Source organism: Acidisoma sibiricum, assembly GCF_057837225.1.
In genome coordinates this window covers 3,000,275-3,023,068 of the sequence record NZ_CM174445.1, presented here as the reverse complement: position 1 = coordinate 3,023,068, position 22,794 = coordinate 3,000,275, and the positions used below count along the sequence as shown (strand labels likewise).

Below are 22,794 nucleotides of genomic sequence, written 5' to 3'. Positions count from 1 at the left end.
CGCCGGTGCCGCTATGACCATTGGCCGGCGCGGCCACGGGCAGGATAGCCGATCGCCCGGCCCGCCTGCTGCTGGGCGCCGACGAAGCTTGGGCGCCAGGCAAGTGCCCGCCGCTCGATCGCGCGGACCATTTGGTCCGTGGTGAGACCGAGAATGGCGTAGATGATGAGGCCGACGAAGATGACGTCGGTCTGCAAAAAGTCGCGCGCATTCATCACCAGATAGCCGATGCCGCTATTGGCATTGACCTGCTCGGCCACCACCAGGGTCAGCCAGGCGATGCCGACGGCGTAGCGCAGCCCGACCAGAAAGGAGGGCAGCGCCCCCGGCAGCACGACGTTCCAGATGATCTCCGACCGCGTGAGATCGAGCGTGGAAGCCACTTCGATCACCTTGCGGTCGACGGCGCGGATGCCGGCGAAGAGGTTGAGATAGATCGGAAAGACGGAGCCGAGCGCGATCAGCGCGATCTTGGGCGTCTCCCCGATGCCGAACCAGAGAATGAACAGCGGGATCAAGGCCAGGTGCGGCAGGGTGCGAACCATCTGCAGGGTCGAATCGATCGTATCCTCGCCGAGGCGCGAGAGGCCGGCGAAAAGGCCGAAGACCACGCCGAGCACGACGCCAATGCCGAGACCGAGACAGACCCGGACCAGCGAGACCCACAGATTGCCGATCAACTGGCCGGTGACCAGAAGCTGCCAGAAAGCCTCGGCCACCATCACCGGGGAGGGCATCAGCCGGCTATTGACCAGATTGAGGGAATCGAGCCCCTGCCAGACCAGCAGGATCAGCACCGGAACGGTGAAGCGGTGGGCACCGCTCAGCAGCCCGCTGCCCGAGAGGGAACGCGGGCGGGTGCTGGATGGCGCGGCGGAAACAACGGCGCTGGCCAAAGGCGAACTCCCATGACGGAACTGTGACGTATGAGCGTGGAACGAAAATATACACGATTGACGAGGATGAGATAGTTCAAATACCACCACTGTGAAGCGGGTGGGCTATGCTGCACCTGCGTCCATACCATGCCCTCCCATCACGCATCGCAGGAAATCACGATGATCTCGCGCCGATCCCTTCTCGCGGCAGGCCCGGCTCTGGCAACCGCGGGCCTTCTCAGCACCGGGCGGCGGGCCGCCGCCGCCAGCGGCACGCTCCATCTCGGCTACCAGAAATACGGCACCCTGCTGCTTCTGAAGACAGCGGGCACCCTGGATGGCCTGCTGGCGCCGCTGGGTTTCACGGTGACATGGAGTGAATTTCTCTCCGGGCCGCCGCTTCTGGAGGCCCTGAATGCCGGGGCCATTTCCTTTGGCATCACCGGCGAGACGCCACCGGTCTTCGCCCAGGCGGCAGGCACCCCCTTCGTCTATGTCGCCGCTGACCCGGCGGCGCCGCATGGCGAGGGGATCGTCGTGCAGGCGAATAGCCCGATCAAGACGCTCGGCGATCTGCGCGGCAAGCATATCGTGACGACCAAGGGCTCGAACGCGAATTACCTGCTCGTCGCGGCCCTCGCCAAGGGCGGGCTGACGCCCAAGGATGTGAAGCTCAGCTTCCTGGCGCCTCCGGATGCGTTCGCCGCCTTCCGTGCCGGCAGCGTGGATGCCTGGTCCTGCTGGGACCCGCTCTTCGCCGCGGCGGAACTGACCGGCGGCCGGCTGCTGGCGGATGCCGAGGGGATTGCGCCAAACCACCAGTTCTTCCTGGCGCGGCGTGACTTTGCCGATGCCAACCCGGCGGTCATTCACACCCTGCTGGGCGCGATCGCCGATCAGGAAAAGAAGGTGCAGGCCGACACCAACGCGGCGGCCGCCACCATTGGGCCGGCGGCCGGCATTCCCATTCCGGTTTTGCAGCGCGCGCTGCCGCGCGTGGGCTATGGCGTCGCGCCGCTGACCCCGGCGATTTTCGCCGACCAGCAGAAGATTGCCGATACCTTCTACGGTCTTGGTCTCATTCCGAAGAAGATCGTCGTCACCGACAACGCCTGGAAGGGCTAACACGCTGGGCGCTGCGCTAGAGAAGCAGCAGCGCCCTCAGCTTGGCCTCAACCTCCGCCATGACCTGCGGTGTGGCACGCCCCTTGTGTTCGGCTTGGCGCGCCCGCCAGTCCAGACTCTTGACCTGATCCGCGAGGATTACCGAGGGCGGGTTGCCCCCAACCGCCACCTCGAACGGATAGCCCTTGATGCGGGTTGTCAGAGGACAACAGATCATCATGCCGCGCAGTCTGTTGTACCGTTCCGGCGACAGCACCAAGGCCGGGCGGTGCCCCGCTTGCTCATGGCCGGCCTGCGGGTCGAAGTGAAGCCACACGATATCGCCGCGGGCAGGAACATACTCCGCCGCTACCACATCTCTTTCCCGGCTGGACGGCCGAAATCAATGTCGTCGGGGAGGTTTTCCGGCATGATCCGGTCCAGCAGAGCGTCAAGCGTCAGCGCCGGTTGCGCCACTGGCTCGATGATGATCCGGCCGTCTTCTTCACGGACATCGACCATCTGGTCGAGATGAAGTGCGACCGCTGCCATCACCTGCGCCGGTATGCGGACGGCCGCGCTATTGCCCCATTTTTTGACTATGACTTTCATATCAGCATCATAAGCAATGTATCAACATAAGTCGATACATTGCTGGGTGTCCTGGCCTCAGATCGCCCATTCGCCGGCGTGCATCACCGGCTCGGAATTGCCGGACGCGGTCACGCCGTCGATATCGATTTCGCCCGAGCCGATCATCCAGTCGATATGGATGAGGCTGCGATTGGCACCGGCCTCGACCAGCGCGTCCTCGGACTTGGTCTCGAAATCGATGATGCATTTGTTATAGGCCTGGCCGAGCGCGATGTGGCAGGCGGCATTCTCGTCATAGAGCGTGTTGTAGAACAGGATGCCGCTCTTCGAGATGGGCGAGGAATGGGGCACCAGCGCCACTTCGCCGAGGCGCGCGGCGCCGGCATCCGTCTCCAGCACTTTGCGCAGCACTTCCTCACCCGTACGGGCCGTCGCCTCGACGATCTTGCCGGCCTCGAACCGCACCGCAATATCCTCGATCAGCGTGCCCTGGTAAGACAGCGGCTTGGTGCTGCGGACATGGCCTTCCACGCGCCTGGCATGCGGGGTGGTAAAGACCTCTTCGGTCGGGATATTCGGATTGCAGGTGATGCCGTTGCGCGCCACTTCCGACCCACCCGCCCATTCATGCCCATCGGCCAGGCCCACCGTCAGATCGGTGCCGGGCCCGCGGAAGCGTAGCGCCGAGAAACGCTTTTCATTGAGGAAGTTTTTGCGCTCTGCCAGGCGCGCGTTATGCGCGGCCCAGGCGGCGACGGGATCGGCCTGGTCAATGCGCGAGGCCGCAAAGATCGCGTCCCACAGCTTCATCACCGCGTCGGCCTCGGTCGCATCGGGAAAGACCATCTTCGCCCAGGCTACGCTGGCGAAGGAGATGATGCTCCAATTGATATGGAAATCCACGATATGCTGCAGCGCCGGCTGATAGGCTTTTGAGCGCGCGCGATTGGCGCGGCTGACCTTTTCGGGGTCTTGCCCTGCCAGCAAAGCCGGGTCCTCACCCGAAATCGCGAGGCGTGCGGCGCCGGCGCCATAGGCTTTCGCCATGCCCTCGAACAGCCAGGCGGGTGCGGTGTCGAACCCCTCTGAGGCGCCCAGTTCGAAACGCGCCAGTGTCGCCTGGTCGTCGCCATAGAAGGTGGTGACGAGCGACGCGCCAGCCTTGTACGCGTGACGGGTGATGAGACGCGCCAGCGGCAGGGATTCCAGCGGCGCCGTCATCACCAGTTCCTGGCCGGGGCGCAGACCGAGGCCGGTCTTGACGGCCACTTCAGCCAGACGGTCGAGCTTGGTTTCAAAATCCACGGGCGGTCTCCTCAGTCTGATCGCCCCAGGTCAGACCCGAATGGCCGCGCGGTCAAGTCATGCGGCGGCGGCACTGTGGCTCGCGCCGGTCTCCACGGTCGTGGATAAAAGGGCCGCATCCTCACCCACCCATCGGCGGAATGGGCGCGGCCGTCTGGTGCGGCGTGCGTAGGATGGGTTTTCCAGGAAATTTTGGAGCACGCCTTCCAGCAGCGCCTGGGTGTCGGTTTCGGTATTCAGGCAGCGGTTCATGGACGGGCCGCCGTGCTGCCGCAGGAAATAGTCCTCGATGATCGCCGCCTGCTGCTCCAGCCCGTAGTCGAGCAGGTCTCGGCCGGGCTCAAGGTGGAAGAGATAGGCCTTGGCGTATTGGAACTGATGCTTCACCCCCTCACGAACGGCCGCGATCGCGAGGTTCAGGATATTGTTCTGGTGTTGCCAGACATGCACCCCTTCATGAATGAACAGGCGTTTCTTCGACAGCGGTGCTTGGGAAAAGTCGTGGCTATGGCCATGGGGCAGATAGATATTGCCCCTGTAGGACATATTGCCGAATGCGTTCAGGAACGCATAGCCGCGATCGTACACGCCAACCGCAGGATAATGGATCGAATCAGCGAAGACGCTTTGTGCGAGCTTGATTTCACCATCTGTCAGGGAGCGTTTGGGCATGGTCTATCCGTTGAAAGCGTTGACCGCGGCGGCACGCTGCAAACGGCCGCGCCAATGTCTGTAACCAAGCTTGCTGCCGACGATGGCAGCCGCGATCAGGGCCGTGCCCGGCAAGGGAATGGCGTAGGCCGCGGCAATAAAGGCGGCATCTCGCTTGGAGACATGTTTTCTGACGATAGCGGGGACGGGAATAGTCCTGGTGAAATCACCGGCCTTGCGCAGGGCGACCTGACTGACCTGGCCCCAGGCAGCGGCAAGGGCATTTTTATAACGAACGGCGGCTAAGCCCGTAAAGGCGCCGGACGCCCGCTCAGACAATTCACCCGATTGCTGCGTGAAAGTGTGCTCAGGAGTCAGAAACAGAGGTCTAGGGGACATGGCGATATCTCCTGTCAACAATCACAACAGATGCAGCGATCTTCGATAAGCTGTCAGTAAAAGCGACAGCAACACCGCATGAAAAAATCAGTGACGTGCTGGGGGAGAAAAGAGGTTTTGGCCTTATGCATTCTCGTCTCTTTTTAAACGCCGTGCGGCGACGGGTCGCTCAATAAATCCGTCCTGCCCATCGGCAGGACCTTAAGATTTATCTCAACAACACAGAGACATAAGACGGAAAACCCCGCAGGTGATATTGAGAGCGTAAGGTTTGAAATCACTAAAGTCAACAGAGTAATATCGCCAAATGCGGAAAATTCCACATAATCTGTCCGCATTAAAGGGTGGCAGCCATCTGAAATGGCGTCACCTGATGGTCAAACCATGTCGTCTTCCCCGCTCCAGCGCCGGCCGAACTGCGCTCAGAAGGCTGGCAGAAAGCGCTGTCCGGGCTATGCTCCGGCCATGGACGATATAACAGCGCTGCTCTCCCCCGAAGATCCGGCCCCGGTGGTGATCGACCACCCGCAAGGCAGTTCGGATTTGTTCCTGACCTGCGACCATGCCGGCCGGCGCATGCCCAGCCGGCTCGGCCAGCTTGGCCTGCCGGACACCGAGATGGAACGCCACATCGCCTATGATATCGGGGCGCGTGCAGTCGCCGAGCGGGTGGCCGATGCGCTGGATGCGACGCTGATCCGGCAGGTCTATTCGCGCCTGGTGATCGACTGCAACCGGGACCCGTCCGTGCCCAGCTCGATCCCCGAGATCAGCGAATCCACCGAAATTACGGGCAATATCGGCCTGACCAATGACGAACGGCTGGCCCGGCAGGTCGAGATTTTCCAGCCCTATCATGAGGCGATTACGGCCGCCCTGGATGCCCGGCAGGCCAATGGCCAGCCCACGGCCATCGTCTCCGTCCATAGTTTCACCCCGGTCTATAAGGGGGAGGTGCGGCCCTGGCACGCGGCCGTGCTGTATAACCGCGACGCGCGCCTGTCGCTGATCCTGAAGCGGCATCTGGATGCCGAGGGCGGCCTCGTGATCGGCGACAACGAGCCTTATTTCGTGAGCGACCTGACCGACTACACCATCCCCGTTCATGCCGAGCGGCGGAACCTGCCTTATCTTGAGCTGGAGATCCGGCAGGATCTGATCGCAACCGAGGCGGGCCAGACGGAATGGGCCGACCGGCTGATCCGGCTGCTGCCGAAAGTCTGGGCGGAGTTCACGCAAGCGCCATGAAAATCCGGCGCATTACCGCCACACCGATCAACGTCCCGCTGGAAGCGCCCTATGTCTGGGTCTTTGGAGAATTGGGCGGCTTTCCGGTCACCATCGTCGAGGTTGAAACCGAGGATGGGCTGGTGGGATTGGGAGAGGCGCCATCGCCGGCCGCCGCTGCCATCATCCGGGACCGCATCGGCCCCGCACTGATCGGGCATGACGCCTTTGACATCGCCGGGGCGGAATTCCGCTGCCAGCCCTTTTGGGCTGGGGTGCAGAGTATCAATGATCCAACCCGCATCATGGCGTTCGGCGCCGTGGAAATGGCGCTGTGGGACCTGCGCGGCAAGGCATGGAACCAGCCGCTGTACCAGGTGCTCGGGGGCGCGGTGCGGAAGGAGATTCCGTTCACCGACTATTTCTCGCTGCGTGGGGACGGCCCGTCGGTGCGCGGAGAAAAAACGCCCGAAGACGTCGCGGATTACTGCGTCGCCTTGCACGAAACCTACGGAACGACTTTTTTTGAAGGAAAATTCTCGACGCATGACCCTGCCGTGTCGCTGCGCATGCTGGAACTGATCCGCGCCAGGCTGGGCGACGGCATCATGCTGCGCGTCGATTCCAACCAGGCCTATTCGCTGGCGACCGCGCGCCGGCTGGCGCGGCCGCTGGAGGAGCTGGGCGTGCGCAACTGGGAAGATCCCGTGGCGACATTGTCAGAGATGATCGAGTTGCGGCGTCATTGCTCGATCCCGTTTTCGACCCATAATACCGATATCGCCCATGCCATGGTGCATAAGATCCCGGATGCGATCTGCGGCAATCCGTCTGCCCTGGGCGGTATCGGCCGCTTGCTGCGCTTCGTCGGTGCCTGCGAACATGCTGGCATCGATTTCTGGTGCTACAGCGGTGACAGTGGCGTCGGCAGTGCCGCCTATTTGCATCTCTGTGCGGCACTCGGCTGGATACGGGAGCCGAACCAGTCGCTGTTTCGCATGCAGGCGGCCGACATCATTGAGGAAGGCCCCTTCGTGCCGCGCCATAATGTGGTCGCTGTCCCGGAGGGACCGGGATTGGGCATCACGCTGTCGCAGGAAAGGCTCGCCTTCCTGCATCGCGATTTTGTCGAGAATGGCCCCGCCAATAAGTATCACGATCCGGCACTGCCCGGCACCTATCGGCGGCTGCCCCAGGTCTAGAGCTGTTCCGCTGCGGTTGGAATTGCCCATTCAACACCGTCATACCCGCGCAAGCGGGTATCGTCTGAGGGTGCGGCGCCAGTCCCGGCGCGGCCGCCTGCTACCGTGAAGAAGATGCCCACTTTCGTGGGCATGACGGATTAAACTGTTTCAACCAAAGCCTGACAGACTCCAGCGGCGCTGAGCGCACAGGGTGCGTCAGGCCGAGGCGAAGCGGGCACGGGGGCGGGCACGGCGCGCGGGCGCTTCCTCCGCCTGACCATCGGTGCCGATCTGGAATTGCGCCACCAGCCGGTTCAGGGCTTCCGCTTCCTGCATCATGCCATGGCTGGCCGCGGTTGCCTGTTCAACCATGGCGGCATTCTGCTGCGTCATCTGGTCCATCTGGTTGACCGCCGTATTGACCTCCGAAAGCCCGGTTGCTTGCTCACGGGCAGAGGCCGCGATTTCGGCGACGAACTGGTTGAGCCGCCCGACCTGATCGACGATGCGTTCCAGCGCATGGCCGGTTTCGTCCACCAGTTTGACGCCGCCTTCGACCTGCTTGCTGGCATTGGCGATCAGGGTCTTGATCTCCCGCGCGGCATCCGCTGAGCGTTGTGCCAGCGCCCGCACTTCGGTCGCGACCACGGCAAAGCCGCGGCCTTCGTCCCCGGCACGCGCAGCCTCAACCCCGGCATTGAGCGCCAGGAGATTGGTCTGGAAGGCGATTTCGTCAATGAGCCCGACGATGGTGCCGATCTTGCGGGAGGATTCCTCGATACCGCCCATGGCGGTGATGGTCTGCTGCACAACCTTGCCGCTGTCTTCGGCATCGCCCTTGGCATGAGAGACGAGGTCGCGCGCCTCCTGCGCGCCTTCGGCGGTCTTGCGCACGGCCATGGTGATCTGATCCAGGGCCGCCGCGGTCTCTTCCAGCCCCGCCGCCTGCTGTTCGGTGCGGCGGGAAAGGTCGTCCGAGGCCTGGGCAATCTCCTGCGCGCCGGAGCGCACGCCGCCGGAATTGGCGACGATGGAGCGCATCGTTTCCTGCAGCTTATCCATCGCCCCGTTGAAATCTTCCCGGAGTTTTTCGTAGTCGGCAGGGAAAGGCTGGTCGAGCCGGAACAGAAGGTCGCCGAGGGACAGATGTTCCAGCCCCTCCGCCACGGAACTGACGACCCGTCCCTGCTCCTGGGCCCGCTCGGCCCGTTCAGCCTCGGCCCGGGCCCGCTCCTCGGCGGCCAGTAGGCGCGCAGCCTCGGCACTTTTCTCCAGCTGTTCTTTCTCGGTGGCGGCGTCGCGGAAGATGCCGAGCGTCTTGGCCATGCGGCCCAACTCGTCCCGCCGGTCGAGCCCGGGGATGGCGATGCCGTAATGGCCGGTCGCGACGGCTTCCATGCTCTGGGTCAGGCCTGCGAGCAGTCGCGCCACCCGCCCGCGCAAAAGATAGATGATGACGATAAAAAGCGCGATAAGTGGCAGGACGAAATAGGCCAGTTCGATCAGACTGCCGAGAACGGCGGCGCGCACATCATCCACATAAAGGCCGCTGCCGATCACCCATTGCCATTGCGGCACGGCAGCGGCGTAGGAGATTTTGGGCAAAGGGTCCGTGCTGCCGGCTTTGGGCACGTAGTAGCGGTGAAAGCCCGGATGGCCGGCCCGCGCCGTTTCGATCATCGGTGCAGTGGTCGGCGTGCCGTAGGGATCTTTGACGTTATAGCGGTTGACGCCGATATAGGCTTTGACGACGTGGACGACCGTCAGACCGGTATAATCGTAAACGAAAAGATAATTGCCATTGTCGAAGCGCATGGCCGAGAGAGCGGCAGCGGCGCGTTTCTGTGCTTCGGACTTTGATAGGTCACCACGCTCGGCCTGGGCGACAAAGGATTGCGTCAGAGTGACCCCGGCCTCAACAATGTTGCGAACCTGGGCCTCCTTCGCCTGCAGCGCGATCGTATAGGTCGTCCACGATCCGATCGAAATTGCGACCAGCGTGATGAAGACGCCGATCCCGCCAAGCAGCGAGAATTGCCGGGTGATGGAGAGACGTTTCAGCATCGCGACCGCTCCGACAGCACAGGTGTTCCGGCTTCTGGCCCGCAGAGCAGCAGAAGCGGCGTTTTTATGGCCGAGGGAGGCTGAAGGAAAGATGAACTCTAAGCCGGCACGGTGCCGTTGCTCAGCACTCGGTGAAATTCACCGCCAGACCGCCGAGCGACGTCTCCTTGTATTTCGACTGCATATCCATGCCCGTCTGGCGCATGGTGGCGATGACCTGATCGAGCGAGATGCGATGCGTGCCGTCGCCGTGCAGAGACAGCGACGCGGCATTGATCGCCTTGATGGCGCCGAAGGCATTGCGCTCGATGCAGGGGATCTGCACCAGCCCGCCGACCGGGTCACAGGTCATGCCAAGGTGATGTTCCATGCCGATTTCGGCGGCATTCTCAACCTGGGTGATGCTGCCGCCGAGGGCTGCCGTCAGCCCGGCCGCGGCCATCGAACAGGCGACGCCAACCTCGCCCTGGCAGCCCATTTCCGCGCCCGAAATGGAGGCGTTGATCTTGAACAGCGCACCGATGGCCGCCGCGGTGAGCAGGAAATCCCGCATCCCATCCAGCGAACCATCCGGGCAATGATCGCGGTAGTGGCGCAGCACGGCCGGCACCACGCCGGCGGCGCCATTGGTGGGCGCTGTCACCACGCGGCCCCCGGCGGCGTTCTCCTCATTCACGGCGATGGCATAGAGGCTGACGCGGTCCATCATGCCATGCGGCAGGGGCGTGTTGCTGCGGCTGGCGGCCTCCATCCGGCCGAGCAGGGCCCGCGCCCGGCGGCGCACTTTCAGCCCGCCCGGCAGCTCGCCTTCCGCCTCCATGCCGCGGTCGATGCAATCCATCATCACCGCGATGATCTCATCCAGCCGCCGCTCGATCTCCGGTTGCGGCAGACGCGCGCGCTCATTCTCCCACATCATGGCCGCGACCGAGAGGCCCGCTCGTTCCCCCATGCGCAGCATGTCCGCGCCGTTCGTGAAAGGATAGGGCAGCGGCGCTGCGCCTGTGTCGTAAGCCGCGTCCACCTCATGCTCGCGCGCGATGAAGCCGCCGCCGACCGAACACCATCGCTCCGATAGCAGCACGGCGCCGTCGGTGCCGAAGGCAGTGAAGATCAGCGTATTGGCGTGGACGGGGGTTTCGGCCTCGGTGTCGAAGACGATGTCGCGCGCCGGGTCGAAAGCGATCATCGTGGCACCCAGCGACAGGCGATAGGCGCCGCGCGCATCATTGATGATGCGGCGCGCGGCCTCGGCCGTCACTGTATCGGGCCTTTCGCCGGCCAGGCCCAGCATGACGGCGGTATCCGTCGCATGCCCCCGGCCGGTCCAGGCGAGGGAGCCGAGCAGCCGCACTGCGATGCGCGATGGCTGGCCGGGCAGATTGGCCACAAAAGCGGCTGCTGCCTTCATCGGTCCCACGGTATGGGAGGACGAGGGGCCGATGCCGATCTTAAAAAGGTCGAAGACGCTGATCATGCGGTCCCGGCGCGCCGCTCAGGCGCCGAATTCGCGCATATGCTCAGCAAGAAAGCCGCGAATATAGGGCGCGAAGCTGCGCCAGACCTCGATATGGAAGCGGTCGGGCTCGGTGCGCCAGAGCACGATTTCGGCTTTCCCCAGGATGGTGCGGGTACACATGCCTACGGGAAAGGTGCGGAGGTCGAGATCGAGCGGATTGCCGCCCGCAAGCACGGTCGCCGCATGGCGGCCGGACAGGCCGAGCGCGATCTGCCGTTCTGACACATCGACCAGACTATGCGGCAGGGTTGCGAGCTGTCCTTCCGCCGCTTCGATCAGGCCTTCGGTGACGCCGGGCAGCGTCAGCAGAAGCCATTCGTCCGGTCCGAGCCACAGCGCCGCGCGGTCTGCGCCGAGAGAGGCGCGGCAGGCCGCGCGCGGCAGCGATGGCCCGAAGACCGTCTCCATCGCCTGCACCGCGCCCTCGGGGCCGCGGAAATTCAGGCGGCCGAAGGCGGGCAGGGTTTCCAGGCGGACGCCATTGGCGTCGATCGCCGTGGTCTCGATACGATCAGACAACATCGAGGCGCGCTCCCTCAGCGTCATAGAAGACAGGCGGCACGAGTTTGACGGCGACCGGGCGGCCGCCCGGCACCAGCACCTGCAGCGTCTCGCCCTGGCGGCTGCGCCCGGCCTCGACCAGCGCGAGCGCGATCGGGTGGCCGAGCACGGCGCTCATATAGGAGGAGGTGACATGGCCCAGCACCGTCATCGGCTTGGGCTGGTTGGGGTCGGCCACGATCTGCGCGCCTTCTTCCAGCACCGTGCGATTATCGGCCGACAGGAGGCCCACCAGCTGCTTGCGCTTCGGGTCGGTCATGCTGGGGCGGGCGAGGGAGCGCTTGCCGACAAAGTCCTTCTTCGCTTTGCCGATGGCCCAGGTCAGGCCGACGTCATCGGGCGTCGCGGTGCCGTCGGTCTCCTGGCCCACGATGATGAAACCCTTCTCGGCCCGCAGCACATGCATCGTCTCGGTGCCGTAGGGGGTGATGTCGTGCTTCTTCCCCTCGGCGCAGAGCGCTTCCCAGACGCGGCGAGCAGCCGACGGCGGGATGTTGATCTCAAAACCCAGTTCGCCGGTGAAGCTGACGCGGAAGAGGCGCGTCTTGACGCCGCAGATGCGGCCTTCGACCACCGCCATATGCGGGAAAGCGGCGGGTGACAGGTCAATCCCTTCCACCAGAGGTGCCAGTGTCTCGCGCGCCTTCGGTCCCTGCAGGGCGATCACGGCCCATTGCTCGGTCGCCGAGGTCAGCCAGACGCGGAGGTCCGGCCATTCGGTCTGGCGGTAATCCTCCATCATGTTGAGCACGGAGGCCGCGCCGCCCGTGGTCGTCGTGACATGGAAGCGGTCTTCCGCGATGCGGCCGACGACGCCGTCATCATAGACGAACCCGTCTTCCCGCAGCATCACACCGTAGCGGCAGCGGCCAATACCGAGCTTCGTCCAGGGGTTGATATACATGCGGTTCATGAACTCGGCCGCATCCGGCCCCACGACCTCGATCTTGCCCAGGGTGGAGGCATCGAAAATACCAAGGCCGCGGCGGACGGCCTGGCATTCGCGCGCGACGGCGGCATGCATGTCTTCACCCGGACGGGGGAAATAGCGCGCGCGCTTCCACTGCCCGACATCCTCGAAGACCGCGCCCTGGCCCTCGGCCCAGTGATGGATGGCGGTGCGGCGGATGGGGTCGAACAGATCACCGCGTGCCGCGCCCGCAAAATTGCCGAAGGTGGTGGGCGTGAAGGGCGGGCGGAAGGTCGTGAAGCCGACCTCGGGGATCGTCTTGCCCTGCACCTGCGCCATGACGCCGAGCATGGGCATATTGCTGGTCTTGCCCTGGTCGGTCGCCATGCCGGTGGTGGTATAGCGCTTGGCGTGTTCGACCGAGCGGAAGCCTTCGCGCACGGCGAGCTTCAGATCCTTGGCCGTGCTGTCATTCTGGAAATCGACGAAGGCCCGCACGCGGTTGGCATCCCGGTTATGGGGCAGCGCGCCGAGCACGGTGGAGACGTCACCCGTGGCGCTGACGGTGACGAACACGCGGGTGGTGACAGCCTCGCCTCCCGCCGCGACGGCGGCGTCCGCGCCTGCCGTGAAGCCCGTGCTCAGCGCTGATTCCAGCCCATAGGCGCCGCTGGCGGCCCCCGCGGCACGCAAGGCCTGAGAGGCCGCGACCGCACCCGGCACATAGGCCTGGATTGCGTCATCCCAGCGCAGTTTCGACAGCGACTGCGAATAGAGATGCAGGGTCGGGGTCCAGCCGCCGGCCATCAGCAGCAGATCGCAGGCGATGTCCTGCGTCTTCCAGATGGAACCGTCCTCGCCCACGGAGGCGATGGTGGCGCCGTCGATCCGCAGCTTGCCGGATGTCCCGGCGATGGTCTGGCCGGTGGCGACGGCCAAGCCCGCGCGGACGGCAGCGTCATGCCAATGGCCTGCGGGCGCGCGGCGCATATCGGCAATCGCCGCGATCTCAACGCCCGCATCCGCCAAGGCGAGGGCCGCGCGATAGCCGCTGTCATTGGCGGCGGCGATTACGGCACGCTTGCCGGGCTTCACGCCATAGCGGTTGACATAGGTGGTCGCCGCATCGGCGAGCAGAATGCCGGGACGGTCATTCTCGGGGAAGGTCAGCGGACGCTCGAAGGCACCGGTCGCGAGCACCACTTGCTGCGCGCGCACCTGCCACATCCGCTCGCGGGGCTGGCTGTCATCCGGTGCTGCCAGATGATCGCTCACCCGCTCCACCAGGCCGATATGATTATGCGGGTAATAGCCGAATCCCGTGGTGCGCGGCAGCAGCGTGACATTGCCGAAGGACGCAAGTTCGGCCAGCGTCTCGGCCAGCCAGACCTGCGCGGGTTTGCCCGCGATCAGCGAGGTGGTGTCGGCCAGCAAAGACCCGCCCATCTCGCTCTGCTCATCGCACAGAATGACGCGCGCGCCAGATTCTGCGGCCGCCAGTGCCGCCGTCAGACCGGCCGGGCCGGCGCCGATGACCAGCACCTCGCAATGGGCGTTGCGCTGCAGATAGCGATCGGGGTCAGGCGCGGTGGGCACGCGGCCGAGGCCGGCGGAGGCGCGGATCACCGGCTCATAGACGCGGTCCCAGAAGGTCCGCGGCCACATAAAGGTCTTGTAGTAGAACCCCGCCGGTAGCAGCGCGGCAAACCGGTCGTTGATGCCGCCGACATCGAATTGCAAAGAGGGAAAGCGGTTCTGGCTGATCGCCGTCAGCCCGTCATACAGCTCCACCTGGGTGGCGCGCAGATTGGGCGCCGTGCGGCCAGCATCGCGGCTCACCGTCACCAGCGCATTCGGCTCGTCGGACCCCGCCGTCATCACGCCGCGCGGGCGGTGATATTTGAAGGACCGGCCCATGAGATGGACGCCATGGGCGAGCAGGGCGGAGGCCAGGGTGTCGCCCGCCAGACCGGAATAGGATTTTCCGTCAAACTGGAAGCTGACCGGCTTTGTGCGGTCAATCCGGCCGCCTGCTTCCGTGCGGAAAGGTTCGTTGACCGCGGTCGCGACCGACAGCGTGGGTGTCAGGGAATCAGGCATCACACGCCCCCGCTTTGCACAGCGTCCGGGCGGGATTCGCCTGTCTTGTAGCTGGTCAGGATGCGGTCGGTGGAGGTATCGCGCACCACGTTGAAGAAGCGCGCGCAGCCATGGATATGGCGCCAGCGCTCGGCATGGACGCCGCGCTCATTGTCGCGCTGATACAGGAAGGACGCCCATTCCTGGTCGGTGAGTGGCGATGGATCGGCCGGGCGCGCGATATGGGCCTGGCCGCCATAGCGGAATTCCAGTTCCGGGCGCGGGCCGCAGAAGGGGCAGGGGATGAGCAGCATCGGGGCTCTCCTTAATGCGCCACGGCCGCGGCGGCGGCCTCGTCGATGAAATGACCGGTGGTGAAGCGCTCCAGGCTGAAGGGCGCGTTAATCGGATGCGGCTCGTCGCGCGCGATCGTATGCGCGAAGAGATGGGCCGAGCCTGGCGTCGCCTTGAAGCCGCCGGTGCCCCAGCCGCAATTGACGTAGAGACCCGGCACAGGGGTCTTGGAAATAATCGGCGAACGGTCCGGCGTTGTGTCAACAATTCCGCCCCAGTTGCGCAGCATGCGCAGACGCCGGTACATCGGCACCAGCTCGCAGATCGCATCCAGCGTGTGGCTGGCGATATGCAACCCGCCGCGCTGCGTATAGCTGGTATAGGCGTCGGTGCCGGCGCCGATCACCATCTCGCCCTTGTCGGACTGGCTGATATAGGCGTGGATGGTGTTGGACATGACGACGCAGGGAAAATCCGGCTTGACGGGTTCCGAGACCAGCGCCTGGAGCGGAAAGCTTTCCAGCGGCATGCGCAGCCCGGCCATGCCCATCACCACCGAGGTATTGCCGGCGGCCGAGACGCCGACCTTTTTCGTGCGGATGAAGCCCTTTTCGGTCTCGACCCCTTCGACGGCGCCAGACGCATCGCGCCGGATGCCGGTGACGGCGCAGTTCTGAATAATATCGACGCCCATCGCGTCCGCCGCGCGGGCATAGCCCCAGACGACCGCATCATGCCGCGCGGTGCCGCCACGGCGCTGGAGGGCGCCGCCGACGACCGGGTAGCGGATATTGGGAGAGATATTGAGCGGCGGGCAGAATTCCTTGCACTGCTCGGCCGTCAGCCACTCATTGTCCACGCCCGCCGCCTGATTGGCGAAGACATGGCGCTTGAAGACCTGCACGTCATGCACGGTATGCGCCAGCATGAGCACGCCTCGCGGCGAGAACATGGTGTTGTAATTGAGGTCCTGCGAGAGCGTTTCCCAGAGCTTCAGCGCATGGTTGTAAAGCCCTGCACTCTCCGGGAAGAGGTAGTTGGAGCGGATGATGGTGGTGTTGCGGCCGGTATTGCCGCCGCCCAGCCAGCCCTTGTCGAGCACTGCGATATTCCGCAGGCCATGCTCCTTCGCCAGGTAATAGGCCGCACCCATGCCGTGGCCGCCGCCACCCACGATGACGGCGTCATATTCGGCCTTCGGCTCCGGCTCGCGCCAGAAAGGTTTCCATCCTTGATGGCCACCGAGAGCATGACGAAGAAGGGATAGGCCAGAGAAGCGTTCCATATGGGCCGATCGTTTCTTTGCGCAGGATGGATGAGAGGTGCGCCGACCGTGGCGCGGCAGCCAGAACGCAGGTGCCCGGTGATTTGAACGAAGACGACGGAGGCCGGCAAGGACGAAAAACTATGGCGCCAATGGCTCGGCAAGCCCCTTGATATGCTTCCGCCCTGTGCTCGCGACCGACAGGCCGACCACGCTCCAGCTGCCGTTGCCGTCTTGGGTGAACAGCGCGGCGCCACTGGTCCCGGGCTCTCCGCGGCAATCATCCAGTAGCAGGCGATGGCCGCCGTGATCGACGCGGAAGCCAAGCAGGCGGCAGCGATCCACTTGCAAAATTTCGTCATGATCGCGGTTGTAGCCGCCCAGATAGAGCGTCGCGCCGAGCGGCGGCAGGGCCGGCGCGAAACGCACGCTGTCGGCCGTGGTGCCGATCGGATGGTCGAGCGTCAGAAAGGCGCGGTCGAGCCCGAGCGTCCGCAGCTCCTGCTGTGGGTCATAGCCGGGCGAGACCACGAAGCTGACGGCGCGGGCATGGTCGGCATAGGTGCCGCGGTCGTAGCGCCACAGGAAATGCACCGAACTCGGCTGCACGTAATGGCCGGTTTCGGGCCGGAACAGGCAGTGGGCGGCCGTCATCACCAGGCTCGGGGCGATCAGGAAACCGGTGCAGCGGGTGCCAAGCTCGGTCTGCACGCGCCCGAGCGCGTGCCATGGCGCGGCCGAGAGGTCGGCGGCCACCGGCTGAGCCTGGGCGGGCGGCGGCGTCAGGGTGCCAGTCAGCAGACATGCGGCGGTCAGGCGCAGAAGCGAGCGAAGGATCATGATCTCTATTTAGCGCAAGCCGGGGTCTGGCTCACCCCCCGGTCCCATCACGTCGCATGCCTTCTGCGCCGAGGGCCGTGCGTCACGCCGGACTGGTCGGATTGCCGGGCGGCAGGGCGATCTGCCGGCCGGCCTGCCAGATGCGATCGACGGCACGGTTCAGCTCGATCGGGTTGCGGCGGAGGTCAGAGCGCGGCGTCAGCATCATGGCCTGGTAGAGATGGTCCTTCTTGCCGGACAGCGCGGACTCGACCGTCAGCCCCTGAACCCCGATATGGGGGTACATCATCGCGGCCAACTGCGGTGGCAGCGGGCCGACCGGCACCGGCTGCAGCCCGTTGGAATCGACCAGGCAGGGCACTTCCACGGCGCAATGCTCGGGCAGGTTGGGAATCAGTCCCTTATTGGCGAAGAGGCCGTAAATCACGCAGAGCGAGCCTGTTTCCGTCGCGGCCATCAGGGCGGCGCCATGGGGAACCGATTGCGAATATCTGTCCTCCGACGCGGTGCCGGGCCGGCGCTCTCTGCTGCGCGGCAGGTGAGGCGCGGAGGCGGCATAGCGCAGCCAGTCCAGACCCTCATAATTATGCCGTGTCGCGGGTGCCAGGCGCGGATCGGCCATCAGCGCATGCAGGCGTGGATAGAGATCAAAACCATCCTCCTCCAGACGCAGGAAATAGGACATTTTGTCGATGCCGCCAGCCAGATAGCGCAGCCGGTTGAGCGGGACAGAGAGATCGTGCGCGATGTCCTCGGCCTTTTCCGACACACCGGTGCTCATGCCGATGACGGGCATCTTGGAATGCCGGGCCAGTGCCCAGGTGGTCGCCGACAAGGGCTCCACATAGTTCAGATGCAGGGCCTTGGGGCAGAGGTCGTCCAGCCGGCTGGCCAGCATAAGCAGCGCGGGGATGATGCGCTGGGCGTTCAGGATGGTTTGAATGTCGCGCAACGACGTGCCGAGCTTGATCCGTGTTAGCCGGCGCGTGACCGCATCGACCAGACGGCTGGCATTCGGCAGGCCCGGCACGCCCATGGTCACGACGTAATCCGCGCCCGTGAAGGCCTGGTCGTAATCGCCGGTCGCGGAGACCGGCCGGCCATTGCCCAGTCGCGTGGCTATTTGCTGGGCCGCGACCTGGCTGGACCGTAGCCGGCCGCTGTCATCGTCAAAAAGGTAGATCCGGCTTTGGTTAAGGGCGGCATGCCCCAGAATGGCTTCCAGCAACTGGCTGAAATCTGGACCGCTCGGGCAGACGAAGACGATTTTCGGCCGTCGCATGGCAGAGCGGTAGCCGGCGAACCATAGTTTGGCCTCGCGACGGGCCAGTCCCGCCTCGGCGCTCGGCTTCGGGTTGAGTGCCAGGGCCCGCAGGAATTCGGGCGTCAGATCCATCGCCTCGGCACGCCACGGGCGGAGCTGCAGCTCCTGCGCCACGGCGACGCGGGTGCTATGCCAAATGGGCACGGTCGCTTCAAAACCGCGCGGCGTGGTGGCTCTTATCCGAACCCGCCCGGAGAGAAGATCCTCCATGCTGGCCATGCCCGCGCAATCGATCGAGAAGCCGACCTTGATTGCGCTATCAGATGCGATGTCCGGCCGCAGTTTATCTGGCTCTGCCCGCGCGATGACTTCGTTGCCGCGCAGAGCTTCGATGATGATGCCGGGTTCCCGATCATGTCCCAGCGTCCAATACGCCCAGCCTGTGAGTGTTGCGGGGAACGTAAAACCGTCAATGCAGCTTTTGATCTCAACGTGATGCGCCGCAACCGGAGACGGAATTGGTGTCCTGAGACGGAAGGGCATTTCACGCTCTCTACTGGAAGAAGCGAACCACCGCCGCCGTTCTCTCCGTAGGAGAAAGACACGCAGGGGTTTTGAGGGATTGAGGATCACACAAACGTGAAATCTGACTCGTCTACTAAGCCAGCCCGATCGCGCGGTCAAGGATAAATAAATAAAACAGACCCAAATGGGTGTTGACTAGAAAAAAATGCACAGGGAACGGCGCTGCCATGACGTTGAGATTACGCCATCAACGCGGGTACGGATGCATCAGACCGTGCCTGTGGCACGAGGGATTGTGATCACAATTATGGGGTCTGGGGCGTACAGAGCCGCTCGCGTTTGTCCGAGCGGAATGGCAGCGCGTGGCGCTGCTATCTCTTCCTGACTAAGTCTATTTATTGACGCAGGGCCTGCGGGATCGCTTGACCGATCGTCTGACGGAAAGACGCGGCACTGAGCCGATATAAGACATGAAGCTGCAAGGGGCTGTCCGGGGGCAGCAGCGGATGGTCAAAACTGCCGGCATAGGCCATGCCCAGTCGCTCCATCACCGTGCGGGAGGCCCGATTGTCCGGCACGGTCTGGGCCACGATTTCATCAAGCTTGAGTGTTGCGAAACCAAAATAAACGGCGGCGCGGGCGGCCTCGCTCGCATAGCCGCGGCCCCAGAAACGGCGCGTCATGCGCCAGGCGATCTCGACCGCCGGGGTGAAGGCCGCGTCAAAACGCACCCGCTGCAGGCCGAGCGCACCGACGAATTCACCGGTCTCGGCCAGTTCCACGGCCCATTTGCCGAAGCCGTCCTCGGCCCAGTGCGCCTGCGTGCGCAGAATGTAGGCGTCGCTCGCGGCGCGCGTCATTGGACCGCCGAGATAGCGCATCGTCTCGGCGTCGGCATTCTGCGCCGCGAAGGCATCGTGATCGCTGTCCCGCCAGAAGCGGAGGTGCAGGCGCTGCGTGCGCAGTTCTGGCCAGGGACCGGGTGCTGACTCCGTCATTACCCTGTCTTGCCCTGGCCTGATCCTGGGATCAACCGACCTTGACGTCGCGCGTCCAGATGTCCGACAGGGCTTTCTTGGCGGCATTGGTCTGCGCGAGGCTGGCGAATTGCACGGCCTTATAGGCGTCCGGCGAGGGCAGTTTCGCCAGCATCGCCGGCGGAATGCTGCCGGCCGCCAGCAGGGCATTGAAGCGAATCGGATGGGCGTATTGCGCCAGGAAACCCAACTGCCCCTCGTCACTGTACAGGAATTCCTGCCACAGCCGGGCTGCCTGCGGATGCGGCGCGAAGGCGCTGATGGCCTGGGCATAGAAGGCGCCGAAGGGCGCGGCGTCTTCCGGCACCACCACCTCGATCGGCGCCATTTGGGCGGCATTGTCGCGCGAGGTGAGATTGAGATAGTCCCAGCGCAGCACGATGGGCGTCTGACCGCTGACGAGCGAGGGCTCGGTCACCGCGATGGGGTTCAGATTGCCGGCGCGGGCCAGGCGGGCGAAGAAATCGACGCCGGGTGCGATGGTCTTGACGCTGCCGCCGGCGGCCAGGTTCGCGGCCATCACGGCCGCAAACGCGTCCCCCGAGCCGAGCGGGCTGCCGTCCATCGCCACCATGCCGCGATACTCGGGCTTCAGCAGGTCGCGCCATGTGCGCGGGACGCGGGCGACGACCTTGCGGTTGACGGCGAAAGACATGATACCGAAATAATCGCCCACCCAATGGCCCGCGGGGTCGCGCGCATCGGCCGGAATGTCATGCCAGGTCGATACCTTATAGGGCGCCAGCAGTTTTTGCTGCGTGCCGAGCACGGCAAAGGTCGGCGACAGATCCATGCAGTCCGGTGCGCGTGCGGCCCCGCGCAGGCTGCGCACGGCCTGCAGCTCTTCGGCCGAACTGCCCTCGGAATTGCTGTCGTCGATGGCGATGCCGTAGCGCGCCGAAAAGGTCTTCATCAGCGGCTCGAATGCCCAGTTATGAGACAGGGCGACAAGGTTGAGCGCGCCTTCGCGCCGGGCGGCAGCGATCAGTGCGGGAGAGATCGGGCTTGCCGCCGCCCGGGCACGATCTGAGAACGGCACGGCACCGGCAGCCAGAGCAAGGAAAGAGGCGCTTGCGCCGAACAGGTTGCGCCGGGATATCGCCATGAGGTCGGTCCGTCCGTCAGAGATGAGGGCGGACTTATGACCCTAAGATGATGACGGCTCGGTGATGGTTATGCGTCGGGCGTGAGTCGTCTCGATGCCGTGATGGCGGCTGACCGCCGCTGCTCTGGCGCCCGACGCGAAATCGCCCCATGCTTCGGCCATAGAGACCGGATAGAGACGCTTGGCGATGACTGGAAACCCTTCTTTTGGCATTACCCTCTGCGGCATCGCGGAACTGGGCGATCACGCGGCTTTGGGCGCGACCCATGTGCTCTCGATCCTCGATCCCGATTATCCCGAGCCTGAGGCTTTCGGCCAATATGGCGAACATGCCCGGCTGGAGCGGCGCTTTCATGACATCATCGACCCGACGCCGGGGATGGTCTTGCCGGATGCGGCGGATGTCGCCGCGATCCTCGGCTTCGGGCGACAGCTGCAGGCCGAGCCGTCACCGGCCACGCTTCTGGTCCATTGCCATGCCGGCATATCCCGCTCCACCGCGTCCATGGCGCTGATCCTGGCCCAGGCCATGCCTGACCGCTCGGCTGTGGACATCCTGACGCTGGTTCACAGCATCCGGGAAAAGGCCTGGCCCAATCTTCGCCTGATGGAGCTGGGCGACCAGGTTCTGGGCCGTCAGGGCAGTCTGGTCGAGGCGAGCTTCGCCTTGTACCACCTGCAGATCGAAAAGCGCCCGCACCTGGCGGAATTCATGGCGAAGGATGGACGAGGACGAGAAGTGGCCGGGGCCGGGTTGCGCGACCCCTTGCAAGCGTGACAGCGCCCCGTCTCGGCGGGGGTGCTCAGGCCGGGTTTACCATTCGGCGAAATTGCCGTCGGGCAGGCGGAAGATCGGATTGCGCCAGCCCTTGAAGTCCCGCGCCAGTTCGCGGATCAGCGCTTCGTCGACGTCGATACCGAGACCGGGGCCGGTCGGCGCCTGCACGAAACCACCCTCCAGCGCAAAGACGGACGTGTCGGTGAGATAGGTCAGCAGATCGAAGCCCCCGGTATTGTAATGGATGCCGAGGGACATCTCCTCAATGACGAAATTGGGCGTGGAGACCGCCACCTGCAGGCAGGCGGCAAAGGCGATCGGTCCCAGCGGGCAATGGGGGGCGAGGGCCACGTCATAGGCTTCCGCCTGGGCCGCGATGCGGCGCACCTCGGAAATGCCGCCGGCATGGGACAGGTCGGGCTGGATGATGTCGACGATGCCGCGTTCCAGGAAGGGCTTGAAGTCCCAGCGGGTGAACAGACGCTCGCCCAGAGCGATCGGAATCGTCGTCATCCGCGACAGCTGCTCCAGCCCCTCGATATTCTCGGAGAGCAGCGGCTCCTCGATGAACAGCGGCTCGATCTCCTCCAGCCGTTCGGACAGGCGGCGGGCCATCGGCTTATGCACGCGGCCATGGAAGTCGAGGCCGATATCCAATCCTTCCGCCTTGACCGCGGCGGCGCGCTCGACCACGGCATCGAGATCGCGGGGCGAGGCGAGCCAGTTGAGTTCCGAGGTCGCGTTCATCTTCAGCGCGCGAAAACCCTGCGCCTTGCGGGCGCGGGCGGCTTCCCTGACTTCATCGGGCCGGTCACCGCCAATCCAGGCGTAGCATTCCACCTTGTCACGGACCTTGCCACCCAGGAGCTGCCAGACCGGAACGCCCAGCGCGCGGCCCTTGAGATCCCAGAGGGCCTGATCGAGACCGGATAGAGCGCTCATCAGCACCGGACCGCCGCGATAGAAGCCGCCGCGATAGGCAACCTGCCAGATATCCTCGATATTGGCGGCGTCGCAGCCGATGAAGCGGTCGCGGAAGGAGGCGAAGACGCCTTCGACCGCTTCGCCATGGCCTTCCAGGCTCGCCTCACCCCAGCCGACGGCGCCGTCGCGCGTTTCCACGCGGACAAACAGCCAGCGCGGCGGCACGGCGAAGGTCTCGATACGGTCGATGATCAGGGGCTGCACGGATCGGCACTCCATATGGTCCGA

21 protein-coding genes are annotated in these 22,794 nt (G+C 64.5%); 4 read left to right on the top strand and 17 right to left on the bottom strand.

Annotated elements, in window-relative coordinates; all coding sequences use genetic code 11:
* Positions 1-11: 11 nt before the first annotated feature.
* On the bottom strand, positions 12-896 hold the full coding sequence (locus AC3G7M_RS14440) for an ABC transporter permease (protein WP_489212815.1): 885 nt from the start codon (positions 894-896) through the stop codon (positions 12-14).
* Positions 897-1,058: 162 nt separating this feature from the next.
* On the opposite strand from AC3G7M_RS14440, the gene AC3G7M_RS14435 reads away from it, so the two are divergent.
* Positions 1,059-2,003, top strand: a complete 945-nt coding sequence (locus tag AC3G7M_RS14435) for an aliphatic sulfonate ABC transporter substrate-binding protein (protein ID WP_489212814.1) — start codon at positions 1,059-1,061, stop codon at positions 2,001-2,003.
* 16 nt (positions 2,004-2,019) lie between these two features.
* Here AC3G7M_RS14435 and mazF read toward each other — a convergent pair whose 3' ends face one another.
* The 5 genes from mazF to AC3G7M_RS14410 all read right to left on the bottom strand — a co-directional run bounded on the left by mazF (position 2,020) and on the right by AC3G7M_RS14410 (position 4,949).
* Positions 2,020-2,358 carry an endoribonuclease MazF gene (mazF, locus tag AC3G7M_RS14430; RefSeq protein ID WP_489212813.1) on the bottom strand — a complete coding sequence of 113 codons (339 nt, stop codon included), beginning with the start codon at positions 2,356-2,358 and terminating at the stop codon, positions 2,020-2,022.
* Complete coding sequence (locus AC3G7M_RS14425) at positions 2,352-2,534, bottom strand: AbrB/MazE/SpoVT family DNA-binding domain-containing protein (RefSeq protein ID WP_489212812.1); 183 nt, start codon at positions 2,532-2,534, stop codon at positions 2,352-2,354. The genes mazF and AC3G7M_RS14425 overlap by 7 nt, the downstream gene beginning before the upstream one ends.
* Positions 2,535-2,651: 117 nt before the next feature.
* Positions 2,652-3,881 (bottom strand): aminopeptidase, encoded by a 1,230-nt coding sequence (locus AC3G7M_RS14420; RefSeq protein ID WP_489212811.1) that lies wholly within the window; start codon positions 3,879-3,881, stop codon positions 2,652-2,654.
* A 57-nt stretch (positions 3,882-3,938) separates the two neighbouring features.
* A complete protein-coding gene (locus tag AC3G7M_RS14415) occupies positions 3,939-4,553 on the bottom strand; it encodes a hypothetical protein (RefSeq protein ID WP_489212810.1) in 615 nt (204 codons plus the stop codon).
* A gap of 3 nt (positions 4,554-4,556) precedes the next feature.
* On the bottom strand, positions 4,557-4,949 hold the full coding sequence (locus tag AC3G7M_RS14410) for a hypothetical protein (RefSeq protein ID WP_489212809.1): 393 nt from the start codon (positions 4,947-4,949) through the stop codon (positions 4,557-4,559).
* Positions 4,950-5,396: 447 nt separating this feature from the next.
* Between AC3G7M_RS14410 and AC3G7M_RS14405 the strand changes: the two genes are divergently transcribed.
* Together AC3G7M_RS14405 and AC3G7M_RS14400 are read left to right on the top strand one after the other, a co-directional pair.
* The gene (locus tag AC3G7M_RS14405) at positions 5,397-6,179 is read left to right on the top strand and encodes an N-formylglutamate amidohydrolase (RefSeq protein ID WP_489212808.1); all 783 of its coding nucleotides are present in this window, start codon (positions 5,397-5,399) and stop codon (positions 6,177-6,179) included.
* Positions 6,176-7,360, top strand: a complete 1,185-nt coding sequence (locus AC3G7M_RS14400; RefSeq protein ID WP_489212807.1) for a mandelate racemase/muconate lactonizing enzyme family protein — start codon at positions 6,176-6,178, stop codon at positions 7,358-7,360. The genes AC3G7M_RS14405 and AC3G7M_RS14400 overlap by 4 nt, the downstream gene beginning before the upstream one ends.
* Before the next feature lie 198 nt (positions 7,361-7,558).
* Here the strand turns inward: AC3G7M_RS14400 and AC3G7M_RS14395 are convergent, their stop codons facing one another.
* From AC3G7M_RS14395 to AC3G7M_RS14350, 10 genes are all read right to left on the bottom strand, one after another.
* A complete protein-coding gene (locus AC3G7M_RS14395) occupies positions 7,559-9,406 on the bottom strand; it encodes a methyl-accepting chemotaxis protein (protein ID WP_489212806.1) in 1,848 nt (615 codons plus the stop codon).
* 121 nt (positions 9,407-9,527) lie between these two features.
* Positions 9,528-10,883 (bottom strand): L-serine ammonia-lyase, encoded by a 1,356-nt coding sequence (locus AC3G7M_RS14390; RefSeq protein WP_489212804.1) that lies wholly within the window; start codon positions 10,881-10,883, stop codon positions 9,528-9,530.
* Positions 10,884-10,901: 18 nt separating this feature from the next.
* Positions 10,902-11,447 carry a sarcosine oxidase subunit gamma gene (locus AC3G7M_RS14385; protein ID WP_489212803.1) on the bottom strand — a complete coding sequence of 182 codons (546 nt, stop codon included), beginning with the start codon at positions 11,445-11,447 and terminating at the stop codon, positions 10,902-10,904.
* Complete coding sequence (locus AC3G7M_RS14380; protein ID WP_489212801.1) at positions 11,437-14,496, bottom strand: sarcosine oxidase subunit alpha family protein; 3,060 nt, start codon at positions 14,494-14,496, stop codon at positions 11,437-11,439. The genes AC3G7M_RS14385 and AC3G7M_RS14380 overlap by 11 nt, the downstream gene beginning before the upstream one ends.
* The gene (locus AC3G7M_RS14375) at positions 14,496-14,789 is read right to left on the bottom strand and encodes a sarcosine oxidase subunit delta (protein WP_489212799.1); all 294 of its coding nucleotides are present in this window, start codon (positions 14,787-14,789) and stop codon (positions 14,496-14,498) included. Before AC3G7M_RS14375 ends, AC3G7M_RS14380 begins: the two co-directional genes overlap by 1 nt.
* Positions 14,790-14,800: 11 nt before the next feature.
* Positions 14,801-16,054 (bottom strand): sarcosine oxidase subunit beta family protein, encoded by a 1,254-nt coding sequence (locus AC3G7M_RS14370; protein ID WP_489212798.1) that lies wholly within the window; start codon positions 16,052-16,054, stop codon positions 14,801-14,803.
* A gap of 120 nt (positions 16,055-16,174) precedes the next feature.
* The gene (locus AC3G7M_RS14365; RefSeq protein WP_489212796.1) at positions 16,175-16,873 is read right to left on the bottom strand and encodes a trypsin-like serine peptidase; all 699 of its coding nucleotides are present in this window, start codon (positions 16,871-16,873) and stop codon (positions 16,175-16,177) included.
* Between the two features lie 82 nt (positions 16,874-16,955).
* The gene (locus AC3G7M_RS14360) at positions 16,956-18,680 is read right to left on the bottom strand and encodes a family 4 glycosyl hydrolase (protein ID WP_489212794.1); all 1,725 of its coding nucleotides are present in this window, start codon (positions 18,678-18,680) and stop codon (positions 16,956-16,958) included.
* A gap of 377 nt (positions 18,681-19,057) precedes the next feature.
* Positions 19,058-19,660, bottom strand: a complete 603-nt coding sequence (locus AC3G7M_RS14355; protein ID WP_489212793.1) for a GNAT family N-acetyltransferase — start codon at positions 19,658-19,660, stop codon at positions 19,058-19,060.
* Positions 19,661-19,691: 31 nt separating this feature from the next.
* On the bottom strand, positions 19,692-20,804 hold the full coding sequence (locus AC3G7M_RS14350; RefSeq protein ID WP_489212792.1) for an ABC transporter substrate-binding protein: 1,113 nt from the start codon (positions 20,802-20,804) through the stop codon (positions 19,692-19,694).
* Between the two features lie 187 nt (positions 20,805-20,991).
* Here AC3G7M_RS14350 and AC3G7M_RS14345 point away from each other — a divergent pair, with 187 nt between their 5' ends.
* On the top strand, positions 20,992-21,582 hold the full coding sequence (locus AC3G7M_RS14345; protein ID WP_489212791.1) for a tyrosine phosphatase family protein: 591 nt from the start codon (positions 20,992-20,994) through the stop codon (positions 21,580-21,582).
* Positions 21,583-21,618: 36 nt separating this feature from the next.
* Here AC3G7M_RS14345 and dgoD read toward each other — a convergent pair whose 3' ends face one another.
* Positions 21,619-22,770, bottom strand: coding sequence for a galactonate dehydratase (dgoD, locus tag AC3G7M_RS14340; RefSeq protein ID WP_489212790.1), 1,152 nt, complete (start codon positions 22,768-22,770; stop codon positions 21,619-21,621).
* Positions 22,771-22,794 lie beyond the last annotated feature (24 nt).

Excerpts from the sequence above, each read along its gene's own strand:
- AC3G7M_RS14435 (WP_489212814.1), top strand. The coding sequence starts at position 1,059 with ATGATCTCGCGCCGATCCCTTCTCGCGGCAGGCCCGGCTCTGGCAACC.
- AC3G7M_RS14425 (WP_489212812.1), bottom strand. The coding sequence starts at position 2,534 with ATGGCAGCGGTCGCACTTCATCTCGACCAGATGGTCGATGTCCGTGAA.
- AC3G7M_RS14415 (WP_489212810.1), bottom strand. The coding sequence starts at position 4,553 with ATGCCCAAACGCTCCCTGACAGATGGTGAAATCAAGCTCGCACAAAGC.
- AC3G7M_RS14405 (WP_489212808.1), top strand. The coding sequence starts at position 5,397 with ATGGACGATATAACAGCGCTGCTCTCCCCCGAAGATCCGGCCCCGGTG.
- AC3G7M_RS14400 (WP_489212807.1), top strand. The coding sequence starts at position 6,176 with ATGAAAATCCGGCGCATTACCGCCACACCGATCAACGTCCCGCTGGAA.
- AC3G7M_RS14395 (WP_489212806.1), bottom strand. The coding sequence starts at position 9,406 with ATGCTGAAACGTCTCTCCATCACCCGGCAATTCTCGCTGCTTGGCGGG.
- AC3G7M_RS14390 (WP_489212804.1), bottom strand. The coding sequence starts at position 10,883 with ATGATCAGCGTCTTCGACCTTTTTAAGATCGGCATCGGCCCCTCGTCC.
- AC3G7M_RS14385 (WP_489212803.1), bottom strand. The coding sequence starts at position 11,447 with ATGTTGTCTGATCGTATCGAGACCACGGCGATCGACGCCAATGGCGTC.
- AC3G7M_RS14380 (WP_489212801.1), bottom strand. The coding sequence starts at position 14,496 with ATGCCTGATTCCCTGACACCCACGCTGTCGGTCGCGACCGCGGTCAAC.
- AC3G7M_RS14375 (WP_489212799.1), bottom strand. The coding sequence starts at position 14,789 with ATGCTGCTCATCCCCTGCCCCTTCTGCGGCCCGCGCCCGGAACTGGAA.
- AC3G7M_RS14370 (WP_489212798.1), bottom strand. The coding sequence starts at position 16,054 with ATGGAACGCTTCTCTGGCCTATCCCTTCTTCGTCATGCTCTCGGTGGC.
- AC3G7M_RS14365 (WP_489212796.1), bottom strand. The coding sequence starts at position 16,873 with ATGATCCTTCGCTCGCTTCTGCGCCTGACCGCCGCATGTCTGCTGACT.
- AC3G7M_RS14360 (WP_489212794.1), bottom strand. The coding sequence starts at position 18,680 with ATGCCCTTCCGTCTCAGGACACCAATTCCGTCTCCGGTTGCGGCGCAT.
- AC3G7M_RS14355 (WP_489212793.1), bottom strand. The coding sequence starts at position 19,660 with ATGACGGAGTCAGCACCCGGTCCCTGGCCAGAACTGCGCACGCAGCGC.
- AC3G7M_RS14350 (WP_489212792.1), bottom strand. The coding sequence starts at position 20,804 with ATGGCGATATCCCGGCGCAACCTGTTCGGCGCAAGCGCCTCTTTCCTT.
- AC3G7M_RS14345 (WP_489212791.1), top strand. The coding sequence starts at position 20,992 with ATGACTGGAAACCCTTCTTTTGGCATTACCCTCTGCGGCATCGCGGAA.